The 15400-nt window shown below is 73.3% G+C and carries 13 protein-coding genes and 1 tRNA gene; 8 read left to right on the top strand and 6 right to left on the bottom strand.

Annotated elements, in window-relative coordinates; translation table 11 throughout:
- Positions 1-33: 33 nt before the first annotated feature.
- The 5 genes from NXY84_RS02150 to dcd form a co-directional block, all read right to left on the bottom strand.
- Complete coding sequence (locus NXY84_RS02150; RefSeq protein ID WP_258725535.1) at positions 34-906, bottom strand: LLM class flavin-dependent oxidoreductase; 873 nt, start codon at positions 904-906, stop codon at positions 34-36.
- 53 nt (positions 907-959) lie between these two features.
- On the bottom strand, positions 960-1400 hold the full coding sequence (locus NXY84_RS02145; protein WP_258725534.1) for a VOC family protein: 441 nt from the start codon (positions 1398-1400) through the stop codon (positions 960-962).
- 64 nt (positions 1401-1464) lie between these two features.
- Positions 1465-2433, bottom strand: coding sequence for an aminoglycoside phosphotransferase family protein (locus NXY84_RS02140; protein ID WP_258725533.1), 969 nt, complete (start codon positions 2431-2433; stop codon positions 1465-1467).
- Positions 2434-2484: 51 nt separating this feature from the next.
- Positions 2485-3618 (bottom strand): hypothetical protein, encoded by a 1134-nt coding sequence (locus NXY84_RS02135; RefSeq protein WP_309485045.1) that lies wholly within the window; start codon positions 3616-3618, stop codon positions 2485-2487.
- Position 3619: 1 nt separating this feature from the next.
- Complete coding sequence (gene dcd, locus NXY84_RS02130; protein ID WP_258725532.1) at positions 3620-4195, bottom strand: dCTP deaminase; 576 nt, start codon at positions 4193-4195, stop codon at positions 3620-3622.
- A 286-nt stretch (positions 4196-4481) separates the two neighbouring features.
- On the opposite strand from dcd, the gene NXY84_RS02125 reads away from it, so the two are divergent.
- The 6 genes from NXY84_RS02125 to NXY84_RS02100 all read left to right on the top strand — a co-directional run bounded on the left by NXY84_RS02125 (position 4482) and on the right by NXY84_RS02100 (position 11415).
- On the top strand, positions 4482-6962 hold the full coding sequence (locus tag NXY84_RS02125; RefSeq protein WP_258725531.1) for a GH36-type glycosyl hydrolase domain-containing protein: 2481 nt from the start codon (positions 4482-4484) through the stop codon (positions 6960-6962).
- 44 nt (positions 6963-7006) lie between these two features.
- On the top strand, positions 7007-9406 hold the full coding sequence (locus NXY84_RS02120; RefSeq protein ID WP_258725530.1) for a GH36-type glycosyl hydrolase domain-containing protein: 2400 nt from the start codon (positions 7007-7009) through the stop codon (positions 9404-9406).
- 89 nt (positions 9407-9495) lie between these two features.
- The gene (locus NXY84_RS02115) at positions 9496-10620 is read left to right on the top strand and encodes an aldose epimerase (protein WP_258725529.1); all 1125 of its coding nucleotides are present in this window, start codon (positions 9496-9498) and stop codon (positions 10618-10620) included.
- Between the two features lie 191 nt (positions 10621-10811).
- Positions 10812-10885 (top strand) — tRNA-Gly (locus tag NXY84_RS02110).
- A 157-nt stretch (positions 10886-11042) separates the two neighbouring features.
- Positions 11043-11252, top strand: coding sequence for a hypothetical protein (locus NXY84_RS21820; protein WP_396126362.1), 210 nt, complete (start codon positions 11043-11045; stop codon positions 11250-11252).
- Between the two features lie 10 nt (positions 11253-11262).
- Complete coding sequence (locus tag NXY84_RS02100; RefSeq protein WP_258725528.1) at positions 11263-11415, top strand: hypothetical protein; 153 nt, start codon at positions 11263-11265, stop codon at positions 11413-11415.
- Positions 11416-11465: 50 nt separating this feature from the next.
- Here the strand turns inward: NXY84_RS02100 and NXY84_RS02095 are convergent, their stop codons facing one another.
- Complete coding sequence (locus NXY84_RS02095) at positions 11466-12632, bottom strand: hypothetical protein (protein ID WP_258725527.1); 1167 nt, start codon at positions 12630-12632, stop codon at positions 11466-11468.
- A gap of 843 nt (positions 12633-13475) precedes the next feature.
- Here NXY84_RS02095 and NXY84_RS02090 point away from each other — a divergent pair.
- Both NXY84_RS02090 and NXY84_RS02085 read left to right on the top strand, forming a co-directional pair.
- The gene (locus tag NXY84_RS02090; RefSeq protein ID WP_258725526.1) at positions 13476-15095 is read left to right on the top strand and encodes a TROVE domain-containing protein; all 1620 of its coding nucleotides are present in this window, start codon (positions 13476-13478) and stop codon (positions 15093-15095) included.
- Positions 15085-15384 (top strand): hypothetical protein, encoded by a 300-nt coding sequence (locus tag NXY84_RS02085; RefSeq protein ID WP_258725525.1) that lies wholly within the window; start codon positions 15085-15087, stop codon positions 15382-15384. The genes NXY84_RS02090 and NXY84_RS02085 overlap by 11 nt, the downstream gene beginning before the upstream one ends.
- Positions 15385-15400: the final 16 nt, after the last annotated feature.

The raw sequence follows: 15400 nt of genomic DNA, 5'->3' as shown, positions 1-15400 counted from the left end.
CGAGAGGCCGGACGGGCAGCTCGCCGGGCGACCTCACCGGCGCACCGGCGGACCGGCCGCGATCCGCGCCTCGATCGCCTGCGTGGGCCAGGCGCCGCCGTCCTCGTACCCGAACCGCCACGGGTGCACCGCCTCGACCCACCACGTCGCCCCCGCGGCGGCGTGCGCCCGGACCTCGTCCCCGGCGGCCGGGTCGGCGGGATCGGTCTCGCCGGGCACCGCCACGTCGAACGGTGCGTCGCCGGCCCGGTGGCGCCCGACGAACGCGGTCACGTCCGCGGTGTCGGCCACCGTCCACCGCCCGTCGACCCGCATGGGCAGGACCCCGTCCCAGCGGGCCGCACGCCGGAACGGCCGCCCGCCCGGCCAGGTGCCGCCGACCCACACCGGCACGCGAGGTCGCTGCACCGGCGGCGGGTGCGCCAGCCCACCCCAGTCGTCGCCGGACACGCGGTAGTGCACACCCTCGTGCCGCACGACCTCGCCCGACCACAGCCGGGTCAGCAGCTCGAGGTGCTCGTCGAGCATGTCGCCGCGCACGACCGCGTCGGGCTCCTCGCCGCAGTGGTCCCACTCGAACGGCATCGCGCCGATCCCCACGCCGAGCGTGATCCGTCCCGACGCCAGGTGGTCCAGGGTCGTGACCTCGCGCGCGACCTTCACGGGCCGGCGCCGCGGCAGCGGGGTCACCGCCGTCCCGAGCCGGATGCGGCTCGTCCGGGTCGCCGCGACCGCCAGGGCGATCCACGGGTCCACGACGTCGACCGGTCCCGGCGGGAACGCGAACAGGTGGTCCCAGAGGAAGAACCCGTCCCACCCGGCCACCTCGGCGCTCGCCGCGAGGTCGCCGACGCCGAAGGCGGACAGCCCGACACCGAAGTTGGGGATGCTGACGGCACACTGCACGGCGCGCTCCGCTCGTCGACGTGCGTCCTACCGTGGCACGCCCGTCCGACACGTCAGCCGCCGAGCTCCTCCGCGAGCTCGACGATGATCCCCTCGGGCCCGCGCACGTAGCAGAGCCGGTAGACGTCCTCGTAGCGCTGCACGTCGCCGACCAGCGTGAAGCCGTGGTCACGGACGTGGCCGAGCGCCGCGTCGAGGTCGTCGACCAGGAACGCGACGTGCCGGAGCCCGTGCCGGTGCGACGGGGCCGCCTGCGGGGGCTCCGGGTCCTCGGGTGCGAGGTACCGCGAGAGCTCGAGCCGGTTGTGGCCATCGGGCGTGCTGAGCATGACCATCTCGGAGCGCACGCCCTCGAGGCCGACGACCCGGTCGACCCACCCGCCCTCGACGACGCCCTTCCCGCCGGCCTCGAGCCCGAGCCCGACGAAGAACGCGGTCGCCGCGTCGAGGTCCCGCACGACGACCCCGACGTGGTGCATCTGCCGTACTCCCATGCGTACCAGCATGCTCGCGCGGGGCGCCGCCGCACAGCCCCGCGCACGGTCCCACGGTCCGCGCTCAGCCGGACGCGGTGACCTCGTCGAGGATCTCGTCGATCACCGCACGGGTCACCGCCGCCGCGGCGGCGTCGGTCCCGAGCTCGCCGGCGTAGACGAGCAGCGCCTTCCACAGCGCCCACCCGCGCCCCCGGGCCCACGTGCCGGGGTCCACGCCGAGCCGCTCCCGGTACACGTCGCGGCTCTCGCCGGAGAACAGCGTCCACGCGATCGCCAGGTCGCACGCGGGGTCCCCGACGCCGCACGTGCCGAAGTCGATGACGGCCGACAGCACCCCGTCGCGCACGAGCAGGTTGCCGACCGCGACGTCCCCGTGGAACCACACCGGCGGGCCGTCCCACGTCGCGCGCAGCGCCGTCTCCCACACCTGCGTCGCGAGGTCGCCCGGGACGAGGTCGCCGAGCACCTCGATCATGTCCCGGGTCTGCTCGTCGTACGTCAGCAGCGGGCCGCCGCGGAACCAGCTGTGCAGCCCCGGCGCCGGCCCGTCCGCGGCGTCGACCCCGCGCAGGGCGACGAGGAAGCCGGCCAGGTCCTCGGCGAACGTGGTCAGGTCCTGCACCGTGTCGCGGCCGGCGCGCTCACCCTCGATCCACCCGTACACCGACCACGGGAAGCGGAACCCCTCGCCGGGCCGGCCCAGGGCCAGCGGTACGGGGACCGGCAGCGGGAGCTGCGGCGCGAGCACCGGGAGCCACCGGTGCTCCTTCTCGACGGCGCGCGCGTACTCGGCGGCGGTCGGCAGCCGGACGGTCATGCGGTCGCCGAGGCGGAAGGTCTGGTTGTCCCAGCCGCCGGTCTCGACGGGCCGCACGGGCAGGTCGGCCCACTGCGGGAGCTGCCGGGCGACGAGCCGCCGCACGACGTCCACGTCGACGAGCCGGCGGTCCGGCAGGGGGACCGTCGGCCCGTCGTCGTCCTGCTCGGCGCTGGTCCGGGTGCGCACGCCGGCGCCGGTGTCGGGGGTCACCCGTCCAACGTCGCCCGCCCGGCGCCCGGGCGACAACCGTTTATCGGCGCGTCAGAGGTCCGCGGGGTTGACCAGGAACTCCGCCGCGTCGGCGATCTCCCCGCCCACGGCCGCGTGCAGCGCCCGCGCGACGGCCTGGACCTGCGGCATCGCCCGCCCGCGCGCGACCCGGTGCTGGAACGACGGCCGCTCGAGCTCGAGCTCCTCGATGTCGGTCGGCTCCCACCGCACGCGGTACGCGACGGCGCCGGCCCTGGCCCACGGCAGCTCGCGCAGCAGGGGCGGCAGGACCTCCTCGCCGTGCACCTCGATCGCGAGCAGCCCGTCGACGCCGAGGTCGACGAGCGCGCCGTACCCGGTCTGCGGCGGGGGCTCGGCGAGCATCGCTCGGTCGTACGCCTCGGCCTCGGCGTGCAGGCGCCGGCGCAGGTCCTCGTCCTCGATGCCGTGGCGCTCGAGCGCGTCGCGCAGCCCGGCACCACCTCGCTCGGGGACGCCGAGCGCCGCGAGCCCGGGGCGGGCGTGGCGTCCGGCGTCGGGCGCGGGGCCCTCCCACGGCACGCCCTCCATCGCGAGCCGGGCCCGCGGCAGGACCTGCTGGACGACGGCGAGCGTCTCCTCGGGCTCGAGCCACCCGCGCGTGTAGACGGTCAGGTCGATCGCGGCGTCGATGTCGGGCGTGAGCACGGTGCCGCGCTCCCCGGTCCGCACCGACCCGCCGAGGCGCCGGGCGACGGCCACGAGCCAGAGCAGCACGCGCTCCTCCTCGCGGACCGGCACCGCGTCGGGGAACGCGCGCTTGAGGCCGTCGCGGTCGCCGCCGGGGTACGGGCGCTCACCCCGCTCGCGCGGGCAGGCGGCGTCATAGACCACGGCCGTCGTCGCGGGCAGCCCCAGGCTCAGCGCGTCGCCGGGCTCGACGCCGTACGGGCCGGTCAGCGTCGAGAGCCGCGAGACGCGCAGCACGCCGGGCGTCGCACCAGCTCCCCGGGCGCCACGCGCCCCGGCCGCACGCTGCTGCGGGACGCCGGGCCGGCTCTCCCACCGCGCGGAGGGGAACCGCGAGACCGCGAGGACCTCGACCTCGTCGGGCCCGATGCCCGCGGGCAGCGCGAGCAGGTGCCGGGTCCGCAGCCCGGGGTCGTCGAGCGGCAGGCGCGGGAGCGTCGGGTCCACACCAGCCACGTCAGACGTCCGTGCGGTGGAAGCTCTGCCAGGACCGCGACGCCGTCGGGCCCCGCTGGCCCTGGTAGCGCGAGCCGTAGCGCTCGGAGCCGTACGGGAACTCCGACGCGGAGGACAGCCGGAAGAAGCACAGCTGGCCGATCTTCATGCCGGGCCACAGCAGGATCGGCAGGGTCGCGACGTTCGAGAGCTCGAGCGTCACGTGGCCGGAGAAGCCCGGGTCGATGAACCCGGCGGTCGAGTGCGTGAGCAGACCGAGCCGGCCGAGCGAGGACTTGCCCTCGAGGCGGGCCGCGACGTCGTCGGGCAGCGTGACGGCCTCGTACGTCGAGCCGAGCACGAACTCCCCGGGGTGCAGCACGAACGGCTCGGAGCCCTCGACCTCGACGAGGCGCGTGAGGTCCGGCTGGTCGGCCGAGGGGTCGATGACCGGGTACTTGTGGTTGTCGAAGAGCCGGAAGAACCGGTCGAGCCGCACGTCGATGCTCGACGGCTGGATCATCGCGGGCTCGTACGGGTCGAGCACGACCCGCCCGGAGTCGAGCTCGGCGCGGATGTCACGATCGGAGAGCAGCACGGGGCAACGGTAACGGTCGCCCGGGCGTGCGCGCCGGGACCGACCACCGTCCGGCGGCCGCCCGTGCCGGTGAACGCCGGACGCCCGTCCAGCACGCCGCGCACGTCACCCGGGAACGCGCTCACCCGGCCGTTCCCCCGCGCAGGGGCGGCGGCTATGCTTCCTCCCGTGAGGTCGCATGGGAGCGCTCTCGCACCGACGTCCCACCGGTCCCGACCGACCACCGCGAAGCCGCGGCGAGCACCCGGGGACGGCGCGACACACCCAGCACCCGAGAGGCGCACGCATGCGTTACGGCCACTTCGACGACGAGTCCCGTGAGTACGTCATCACGACCCCCCACACGCCTTACCCGTGGATCAACTACCTCGGGTCGGAGCAGTTCTTCTCGCTCCTGTCGCACCAGTCGGGCGGGTACTCGTTCTACCGCGACGCCAAGATGCGGCGCCTGACGCGCTACCGCTACAACAACATCCCCACGGACGCCGGCGGCCGCTACTTCTACGTCAACGACGGCGGCGACGTCTGGACCCCGTCGTGGATGCCGGTCAAGGCCGAGCTCGACCACTTCGAGGCCCGTCACGGCCTGGGCTACTCCACCATCACGGGCGAGCGCAACGGCCTGTCGGTGCAGACGCTGTTCTTCGTGCCGATGGGCGAGAACGCCGAGGTCCAGAAGGTCACGTTGACCAACACCTCGGACGCCGCCAAGACCGTCACGCTCTTCTCGTTCGTCGAGTTCTGCCTGTGGAACGCCCAGGACGACCAGACGAACTACCAGCGCAACCTGTCGATCGGCGAGGTCGAGGTCGAGGCCGACGGCCCGACGGGCACCGCGATCTACCACAAGACCGAGTACCGCGAGCGCCGCGACCACTACGCCGTCTACGGCGTCAACGCCCGCGCCACGGGCTTCGACACGGACCGCGACACGTTCGTCGGCGCCTACAACGGGCTCGGCGAGGCGGCCGTGCCGTTCGCCGGGAAGTCGGAGAACTCGGTGGCCTCGGGCTGGTACCCGATCGGGTCGCACTCGCTCGAGGTCACGCTGGAGCCGGGCGCGTCGACGTCGTACACGTTCGTGCTCGGGTACCTCGAGAACCCGCAGGACGAGAAGTGGGCGGACGACGACCTGCAGGTCGTCAACAAGACGGGCGCCCACGAGCTGCTCGCGCGCTTCGCGACCGAGGAGCAGACGGACGCCGCGTTCGAGGCGCTCCGCGCGCACTGGACGACGCTGCTGTCCGGCTACTCGGTGTCCAGCACCGACGAGAAGCTCGACCGCATGGTCAACGTGTGGAACCAGTACCAGTGCATGGTCACGTTCAACATGTCGCGCTCGGCGTCGTACTTCGAGACCGGGATCGGCCGCGGGATGGGCTTCCGCGACTCCAACCAGGACCTCCTCGGGTTCGTGCACCTCATCCCCGAGCGCGCCCGCGAGCGCATCCTCGACATCGCCGCGACGCAGTTCTCCGACGGGTCGGCGTACCACCAGTACCAGCCGCTCACGAAGCGCGGGAACAACGACATCGGCTCGGGCTTCAACGACGACCCGCTGTGGCTCATCGCCGGCGTGGCCGCGTACATCAAGGAGTCGGGCGACTTCTCGATCCTCGACGAGCAGGTCCCGTTCGACAACGACGAGTCGCTCGCCGAGCCGCTGTTCGAGCACCTGACGCGCTCGTTCCGGTTCACGGTCGACAACCGCGGCCCGCACGGCCTGCCGCTCATCGGGCGCGCCGACTGGAACGACTGCCTCAACCTGAACTGCTTCTCGACCGAGCCCGGCGAGTCGTTCCAGACGACCGAGAACCAGGCCGGCGGCGTCGCGGAGTCCGTGTTCATCGCCGCCCAGTTCGTCCTCTACGGCGCCGAGTACGCCGAGCTCGCGGAGCGTCGGGGCCTGACCGACGTCGCCGCCGAGGCGCGTGCCGCGGTCGAGGAGATGCGGGCCGCGGTCCTGTCCCACGGCTGGGACGGCGACTGGTTCCTGCGGGCCTACGACTTCTACGGGAACAAGATCGGCACCGACGAGAAGCCCGAGGGCAAGATCTGGATCGAGCCGCAGGGCTTCGCCGTCATGGCGGGCATCGGCGTCGAGGGCACGGACCCGACCACGCCCGAGGCCAAGGGCAGCCCCGCCATCAAGGCGCTCAACGCGGTCAACGAGCACCTCGCGACCGACCACGGCATGGTCCTCCAGCACCCCGCGTACACGAGCTACCAGATCGAGCTCGGCGAGGTCTCCACGTACCCGCCCGGGTACAAGGAGAACGGCGGGATCTTCTGCCACAACAACCCGTGGGTCATCATCGGCGAGACGGTCGTGGGTCGCGGCGCGCAGGCGTTCGACTACTACAAGCGGATCACGCCGGCGTACCGCGAGGAGATCTCGGACGTCCACAAGCTCGAGCCGTACGTGTACGCGCAGATGATCGCGGGCAAGGAGGCCGTGCGGCACGGCGAGGCCAAGAACTCCTGGCTCACCGGGACCGCCGCGTGGAACTTCGTCGCCGTGAGCCAGTACCTGCTCGGGGTCCGCCCCGGGTACGACGGGCTCGTCGTCGACCCGCAGATCGGCCCCGAGGTCCCGGAGTTCACCGTGACCCGGACGGCGCGCGGCGCGACGTACGAGATCCACGTGACGAACTCCGGCACCCCCGGCGCTCGCGGCACGCTGGTCGTGGACGGCACGCCCGTCGACGGCAACACGGTCCCCTACGCCCCGGCCGGGTCCACCGTCCGGGTCGAGGTCACCGTCTGACCCCCCGGGGTCACCGGACGGTGCCGTAGGAGGACACTGCGACGATGCGGTACGGCTACTTCGACGACGACGCGTGCGAGTACGTCCTCACGCGCCCCGACACGCCGCGGTCCTGGAGCAACTACCTGGGATCGCGGCTCTACGGGGGCATCGTCACGCAGAACGCGGGCGGCTTCTCGTTCTTCCGGTCGGGAGGGACGGGCCGGCTCCTGCGGATGCGCTTCAACGGCGTGCCGCAGGACGAGCCGGGCCGCTTCGTGTACCTGCGGGACGACGCCGACGGGGCCTTCTGGTCCGCGTCGTGGCAGCCGGTCGGCACGCCGCTCGAGGGGCCGGACCCGTACGTCGCGCGCGTGCGGCACGGGCTCGGCTACTCGGTGTTCGAGTCCGACCACCGCGGGATCCGCACCGAGATGACGACGTTCGTGCCGCAGGGCCAGGCGTTCGAGCACTGGTCCGTCGAGGTCACGAACACGGGGACGACGCCGCGCACGGTCTCGCTGTTCTCGTACGCCGAGCTGGCGAACGAGTGGAGCCACCAGCAGGACCTGCTGAACCTCCAGTACAGCCAGTACGTCGTGCGCGCGTCGTACTCCGACGGCTTCATCCACCGCCTGAACTCGACGCGCGACGTGTTCAGCGAGTGCTGGTTCACGGTCACGGGCGCCGACGTCGTGTCGTTCGACACCGACCGCGACCTGTTCCTGGGCCCGTACCGCACGCCGCGCGACCCGGTGGCGGTCGAGCGGGGCACGTGCTCGGGCAGCGAGACGGTCGGCGACAACGCGTGCGCGTCGCTGCACGTGCGCGTCGAGCTCGTGCCGGGCGAGACCCGGCAGGTCGTCTACACGCTCGGGGTCGGCTCGCCCGACGCCGAGTGGGGCGACGGCACGGTGACCGTGCGGCCCGGGCGCGAGTCGGTCGCGGAGTTCGCGACGCCCGAGCGGATCGCGACCGAGCTCGCCGCCATCCGCGCCGAGTGGGCCGGGCACCTCGCGCCGCTCCAGGTCACGACCCCGGACCCGCAGCTGAACTCGATGGTCAACGTGTGGCACGCCTACCAGACGCACATGACGTTCAGCTGGTCGCGCGGGGTGTCGCTCATCGAGACCGGCGGGCGCGACGGCCTCGGCTACCGCGACACCGCGCAGGACATCCTCTCGGTCGTCCACTCGATCCCCGAGGCCGCCCGCGAGCGCCTCGACCTGCTGCTCACCGGGCAGACGGCCGAGGGCGGCGCGCTGCCGCTCATCAAGCCGCTCACGCACACGCCCGGCAAGGAGCCGACGCCGGCGCTCGAGGACTACCGCAGCGACGACGCCCTGTGGCTCCCGCTCTCGGTCGCGGCGCTCGTCGACGAGACCGGCGACGCGTCCTACCTCGACACCGTGCTGCCCTACGCGGACGCCGGCGAGGACACCGTGCTCGGCCACCTGGCGCAGGCGCTGCGGTTCTCGCTCGAGCACCGCGGCGCGCACGGCCTGGTCCAGGGCCTCGACGCCGACTGGAACGACTGCATCCAGTTCGGCACCGAGGGCGAGTCGATGTTCTCGACGTTCCTGCTGGCCAACGGCCTGCGCCAGGTAGGTGAGCTCGCGTCGCTCCTCGAGCGCACCGAGGTCGTCACGTGGTGCGCCGAGCAGCTCGAGCTCCTGCTCGAGGACGCCGAGAAGGCGTGGGACGGCGGCTGGTACATCCGCGGGATCTCCGCCGTCGGGGCGCCGCTCGGCACCGCGACCGCCGACGAGGGCCGCATCTACCTCGAGCCCAACGTCTGGGCCGTCATCTCCGGGGTCGCGAACCTGGGCCGCGCGCGCCAGGCGATGGACTCGGTGCACGAGCACCTCGCGTCGGAGCACGGCATCGCGCTGTGCGACCCGCCGCACACCAAGCCCATCGAGGGCATCGGCCTGTCGCTGCTCGTCTTCCCGCCCGGGCACAAGGAGAACGGCGGCATCTTCTGCCACGCAAACTCCTGGGCCGTCGTCGCCGAGGCGATGCTCGGCCGCGGCGACCGGGCGTACGAGTACTACCGCGCGTACCTGCCGGCCCGGTACGAGGACGACGCCGAGACGCACCAGGTCGAGCCCTACGTGTACAGCCAGTTCACGCACGGCCCCGCGTCGCCGCGCTTCGGGCAGTCCCGCAACCCGTGGCTCACCGGGACCGCGAGCTGGACGTACGTGGCCGTGACGCAGCACCTGCTCGGCGTCCGCCCGACCGCCGCGGGCCTGCGCGTCGACCCGTCGATCCCGTCCGCGTGGGACGGCTTCGAGGTGCGACGCCGGTTCCGCGGCCGCGACGTGACCGTCCGGGTCACGAACCCCGACCACGTCTGCAGCGGCGTCGCCCGGCTCACGGTCGACGGGACCGCCGTCGAGGGCGACGTGGCACCCGAGTGCCTGCTGCAGGACGGGTCGGTCGTCGACGTGGTGCTCGGGTGAGCGTCACGACGAGCCGGGCGTCCGCCCGGGCGCAGCGCACTGCGGTGACGGGGACCGTCCCGGCGCCGACGACGACCCGGGGGGCCCACGTGACGACCACGACGAGCACGAGCACGAGCACGCCCGACACGCTGGCGGCCACGAGCCTGCTGAACGCGCTCACCGCGCCCGAGCCGGCCTCCCTGCCCGTCGACCCGCGCGTGGTGACGCTGCGCTCCGACACCTGGGAGCTCGGCGTGCTGCCCGGCACCGGCGGGTCGCTCGCGTTCGGCCGCGTGCTCGTCGACGGCCGCTGGCTCGACCTGCTGCGGCCCGCGCGCCCGACCGTCTACGGCGCCCCGGAGAAGTGCGCGAGCTTCCCGCTCGTGCCGTGGTCGAACCGCATCCGCGACGGCGTCCTGCGCTTCCGAGGGCGCACGTGGACGCTCGCGCACAACGCCGCCGACGGGACCGCGATGCACGGCGCCGTCGCGTCCTACACGTGGCGCGTCGTCGACCGGACCGCGGCACGCGTCGAGCTCGAGCTCGACACCCGGGACCTCGTCGGCGTGAACTTCCCCTGGCGGTTCCGCTCGCGGCTCGTCTACGAGCTCGACGGCACGGACCTGCGCGTCACGACGACGGTCGAGAACGTCGACGCCGAGCCGTTCCCCGCGGGGTTCGGCCACCACCCGTACTTCCAGCGCCGCCTGACGCCGGCCGCGTTCACGACGCCGTCGTCAGTCGCTGCGGACGGGTCCGACGAGGGCGACGCGCCCACGCCCACCCCGTCGACCTCGGCGGGCGCGTCGTCGGGCACGCTCCCCGGCTCCGACGCCGTCCTGCACGTCCCCGCCGACCGCGGCTACGCGCTCGAGTCCGCGATGGCCGTCACGTCCGCCGGGGTGGTGCGCGCCCGCGCCGACTACCGCGAGCCGCGCCCGCTCGGCACCGCCTTCGTCGACGACGTGCTCACGGGCCTGCGCCCAGGCGAGCCCGTGCGCTGGACGTACCCGGACCACGGCGTGGAGGTCCGGCTCGGCATGGACGACGTCTACTCCCACCTCGTGGTGTACCTGCCGCGGCGGCGCACGCACTTCGCGGTCGAACCCGTGACGAACGTCAACGACGGCTTCGCGCTGCACGACGCCGGCGTCGAGGGCACCGGGGTCTTCGTGCTCGAGCCCGGCGAGTCGCGGTCGGGGACGTTCACGCTGTCGGTGGGGCGGGTCTGACCGACGCCGCGCCGTGACAGGCACTGCGGCGGGACGGGCACCACGGTGGGACGGGCGTGCGGCCTGGCTGGCGCCGCGGCACACCGGCCCGGACCGGGGATTCGACGGAACGGGCTGCGTCGGTATGATGGTGCGCGCGCTGGCGCCGGGCCCTCCTCGGAGGGTACGTCCGGCAGTGCGAGCACAGCAGTGCGGGTGTAGTTCAGTGGTAGAACTTCAGCTTCCCAAGCTGATAGCGCGAGTTCGATTCTCGTCACCCGCTCCACCAGAAGGCCAGGTCAGGACGCATCCGACCTGGCCTTCTCGCTGTCCGGTGCTCGCGCAGCCGGACGTCGAGCCGGCCGAACCCCGCCTTCCGTGAGTGGGAGCGCCGACGAGCGGCCCTTCAGCGTGAGCAGGAGGCTGAACAACGCGAGCACGACATGGCGTACTCCCGCGCCCAGGCTGAGCACGAGATCCGTGTGCGTGCATGGGAGGCCGAGATGGAGACACCGAGGAACCGCGCGCGGGCAGAAGTGCGCACAGTCGCGAGCCGCGCCATCGGGGTCGATCTCGGCGTGGTGCTCTCCGCGATCCTGTCGGAACTCGTCGTCGCAGCGGTAACGCAGTCGGACGTGCCGTTCCTCGGTTGAGGGCGACGTCGTGAGTCCTGGAGACCGTGCGCTACCGGGTGACCTGATCGGCTTCGACGTCCTCGGGGACGTGGACGTCGACGCCGCCGACCTGCCGCCTGAGCGCTGGTACGGGCCGGTCGTTCCGCGCATGTCCGCGATGTTCCATCCCGCCGAGCGCTGACCGTCGCGGCGCGCCTGAGGGGCGTCGTCAGCGAGCCGCGCACGGACGACCTACGGCTTCGCCAGCTTCTGCTCGAGCGCCGCCGCCACCAGACCCTCCACCCAGAAGGCGTCCGCCTCGCTCTCGAGGCTCCGGTAGGCCTCGTCCAGCGCATCGCGCGTGTCGCCGGCCGCCACACGGACGTCGTCCGCCGCCGTCGGCGCCGGCTTCTTCACGTGCGCGGCCTTCCAGACGACCAGAAGCGCCGTGATCTCCGCGTCGACCGACCGCAGGCGCGTGTGAAGGTCCTTCTGGGCGGCTGTCAGGTTCTTCGACGCGGCCAGCCGCGCCAGGGTCGGCGTCAGCGTGGTCGACTGCCAGGTGGCGAGCGTCGTGACGTGCCGCTTGCCGTCGGGCAGCCGGGAGCCGGGCTCGGCCAGCATGCCGAGACCCGCGAAGAGCTTCCGGTGCGTCATCAGTAGCTTCAGGAACTGGTTGTTCGGGCCGTACATGACGTCGTACATGCGGGCCGCGTGCGCCCTCTGGTCGGCGTCGAGCGGTGCTGCGTACGTCGTCGACCTGACGGACTGAACGGTCTTCCTGCGGATGCCCGTCGCCGCGACCACCTGGTCGACGGTCCGCTTCTGCGCGAGCAGGTCCCGGATTATCACGACGTCCTGGTCCGCGTGCCGCGCCTCGTGGTACAGCGTCCCGGCGGCGGCCGTGACCTCCGGGTCGGTCAGGAGCCCGATCTCCTTCGGCGGCGTCTTCTGCGCGCTGAATGCCGACGTGTTGACCAGGACCCGCCAGTCCGTCGAGCTGAACACACCGTCCGGGCCGGAGCCGCTCTCCTTGATCGTCCACCGGACCGGCGGCACGCCGGCGGCCTTGAGTTCCCCCGCGACGAGCGTCAACAGGGCCTCGGCGAAGGCCGAGAGGGACATCCTCGGCTGCGCCCGGCGGAGCCGCGCGGCCTCGGCAACGTAGGCGCCCCGGCTCTTCGGCGACTCCAGGCCGTAGGGCGCGCGCTGCACGGTCGGCGCCCCGGCAGCACCCTGTGCCCCACCGAGGAGGAGCCGGCCGACGACGTGGTTGCCCGCGGTCCGCTGGAGCTCGGTGATCGACCCGGCGCGGGGGTGCCACACCCCTGCCGGCGCAGCGACGACCGGGCGACCCGCCCCGCGCACGAGGTGACGGTCGTCGGGCTCTCGCGGTGTGTCGATGCGGTGCTGTCGCACGATGGGACCTTCCGGCTGACCCTCTCGAGGAGCAGAGACGGCCGACCTCGCCACGATACGTCGAGGCGGCCTGGCGGGAGGCGGGCGGAATGCGCTTGGACGCCGCGCGGCCGTCCTCGACACTTGTCCCGGCCCGGGCGGGCCGACGGTCGTCGGTTCTCTGGTTCCGGAGGTCGAGGGTTCGAGTCCCTCCGACGCTGCGGCGTCGTGGCTCAGTGGGAGAGCACCGGACTCCGGTGGTCGCACACCGGTCTCCGGCGGCCACCACCACGCCCGCCCGGGCCGCCAGCCGATCACGTGGCGGAGCGGCGAGGCGGCGAGGCGCACCTCCAGCCGACCGGTCCGCCGGCGACACGGGCCAGTACCCAGAAGGTCCGCAGATAATCGCTGGTCAGCCGCTGTGTAGACCCCTACCGTCATGCACGACAACAGAACACGGGAAGGTTCGGGTGGGCCGGCGACTGTCGGTTACCACTTCTGATGGCCGGGTTGCGGGTTCGAGTCCCGTCGTCACCTCGCGGGTGGCGTAGCTCAACTGGCAGAGCAGGACTCCGGCGTCATCACACGCCCACCCGAACCTCCCGACGAGCGGGCCGAACGGTCCTCGGTTACCTGGTAGACGGCAGTACGGGTTCGACTCCCGGCCCCTCGGGACACCTGCCCGGCGGCGCGAGCCGCCGTCCGGGGACCACCCCCACGCCCGCTCACCCACCACGACGACGGTGGCGGGCCGGAGCGGGTCGGTTACCTCCCTGTCACGGATGACCCCGGTGCTCCGGGGTCACACCCGGCCCGCGCACCACGCCCGCCACCGCCGTCGACCACCGAGAAGAGGAACCACCCATGGACGTCCTGCGCACGCTCGGCCTGCGGCGCACGCCGCAGAGTGAGCGCGCCGACCCCCGCCAGATGCCCAACAGCGCCGGCGGCCACACCTTCGTGCTCGACGACGCCGCGCGCCTGCGCCGCTTCCTGACGCTCGGCGTGGACGGCGGCTCGTACTACGCCGCTCCGCGCGAGCTCGCCCGGGAGAACGCCGAGGTCGTCGGTCGGATGGCCCGCGAGGACCCGGAGACGCTCGTGCGGACGATCGTCGACGTGTCGACGCGCGGCGCCGCCCCGAAGCAGAACGCGGCGCTGTTCGCGCTCGCGTACGCGGCGTCGGTGCCCGAGTCGGCGCAGCTCGCGCTCGCCGCGCTGCCGCAGGTCGCGCGCACGGGGACGCACCTGTTCCTGTTCGCGGGCTACGTCGAGACGTTCCGCGGGTGGGGCCGGGGTCTGCGGCGCGCGGTCGGGGGCTGGTACACGGCGAAGGACGTCGACGCCCTGGCCTACCAGGTCGTCAAGTACCGGCAGCGTGAGGGCTGGTCGCACCGCGACCTGCTCCGGCTGGCGCACCCGCAGGCGGTCACGCCGGAGCTGCGGGCGACGTTCGAGTGGGTCGTACGGGGCACGGTGGGCGACGCGACGCCTGCGCTCGTCGAGGGGTTCGTCGCGGCGCAGTCGGCTACGAACGCCGCCGCGTGGGCCGCGCTGGTCCACCGGCACCGGCTGTCGTGGGAGATGCTGCCCGACGCCGCGCTCGGCGAGACGGCGGTGTGGGACGCGCTGCTCGACGTGGGCGTGCCCCAGACGGCGCTGATGCGCCAGCTCCCGCGGCTGACCCGGCTCGGGATGCTGCCGGACCTCGGCGGGCGCACCGGCGAGGTCGTCGCACAGCTCGTCGACCCGGACCGGCTGCGGTCGGCGCGGGTGCACCCGGTGAACGTGCTCGTGGCGCAGCGGACGTACGCGTCCGGTCGCTCGGCGCGCGGTGCCGGGACGACGTGGACGCCGACGCGGCAGGTCGTCGACGCGCTCGACACCGCGTTCTACCGCGCCTTCGGTGCGGTCGAGCCGTCGGGCACGCGGACGCTGCTCGCGGTCGACGTGTCGGGGTCGATGGGCGTGCCGATCTCAGGGATGCCGGTCACGGCCCGCGAGGCGTCGGCGGCGCTCGCGCTCGTGCAGCTCGCGACGGAGCCGTCGGCCACGGCGGTCGGCTTCACCACGGCGGACGGGGGCGTCGCGGGGTGGGGTGGCCAGGACTGGCACCGCAGCGCCCTGCGGCCGCTCGCGATCTCGCCGCGGCAGCGCCTCGACGACGCCCTGCGCGTGGTCGACGCGATGCCGATGTCGGGCACCGACTGCGCGCTGCCGATGGTCTGGGCGCGCGAGCAGGGACTCGAGGTCGACACGTTCGTCGTCTACACGGACAACGAGACGTGGGCGGGGAAGGTGCACCCGCACCAGGCGCTCGCCGAGTACCGGCGCGCGTCGGGCATCGCGGCGAAGCTCGTGGTCGTCGGGATGACGGCCACCGAGTTCACGATCGCGGACCCGAGCGACCCGGGGATGCTCGACGTCGTCGGGTTCGACGGTGCGGTGCCCTCGCTCATCACGGAGTTCGCGCGTGGGCTCTGAGGGACCGCACCGGCCCGGGAGGGCGGCCAGGGGCGGCACCGGCGACGGTGCCGCCCCTCGGCGCGCCCGGGCAGCGGGAACCTCGGACCCGCGGGCGAGCCGTGCGCGTGAGCTGCACTGCAAGGCCGCCGAGGCCGACGAGGTCGCCGCCCGGTACCGCGCCGAGCGTGACCGGCTGATCCTCCAGCTCCGCGCCGAGGACCCGGAGCGGTGGACGTACACCGCGATCGCCGCCGCGCTGGGCTGCAGCCGCGAGCTCGTCGCCCTGATCGCCAGGCGCGCGCGATGAGGGCGACGACCACCTG

This window comes from Cellulomonas sp. NS3 (assembly GCF_024757985.1).
Classification (GTDB): Bacteria; Actinomycetota; Actinomycetes; order Actinomycetales; family Cellulomonadaceae; genus Cellulomonas_A.
The sequence above is the reverse complement of the archived record's forward strand: the minus strand, read 5'-3'. Positions and strand labels throughout refer to the sequence as shown.

Bases quoted from the DNA above. Each gene is read 5' to 3' on its own strand.
- NXY84_RS02145 (WP_258725534.1), bottom strand. From the start codon at position 1,400: ATGGGAGTACGGCAGATGCACCACGTCGGGGTCGTCGTGCGGGACCTC.
- NXY84_RS02125 (WP_258725531.1), top strand. From the start codon at position 4,482: ATGCGTTACGGCCACTTCGACGACGAGTCCCGTGAGTACGTCATCACG.
- NXY84_RS02120 (WP_258725530.1), top strand. From the start codon at position 7,007: ATGCGGTACGGCTACTTCGACGACGACGCGTGCGAGTACGTCCTCACG.
- NXY84_RS21820 (WP_396126362.1), top strand. From the start codon at position 11,043: ATGGCGTACTCCCGCGCCCAGGCTGAGCACGAGATCCGTGTGCGTGCA.
- NXY84_RS02090 (WP_258725526.1), top strand. From the start codon at position 13,476: ATGGACGTCCTGCGCACGCTCGGCCTGCGGCGCACGCCGCAGAGTGAG.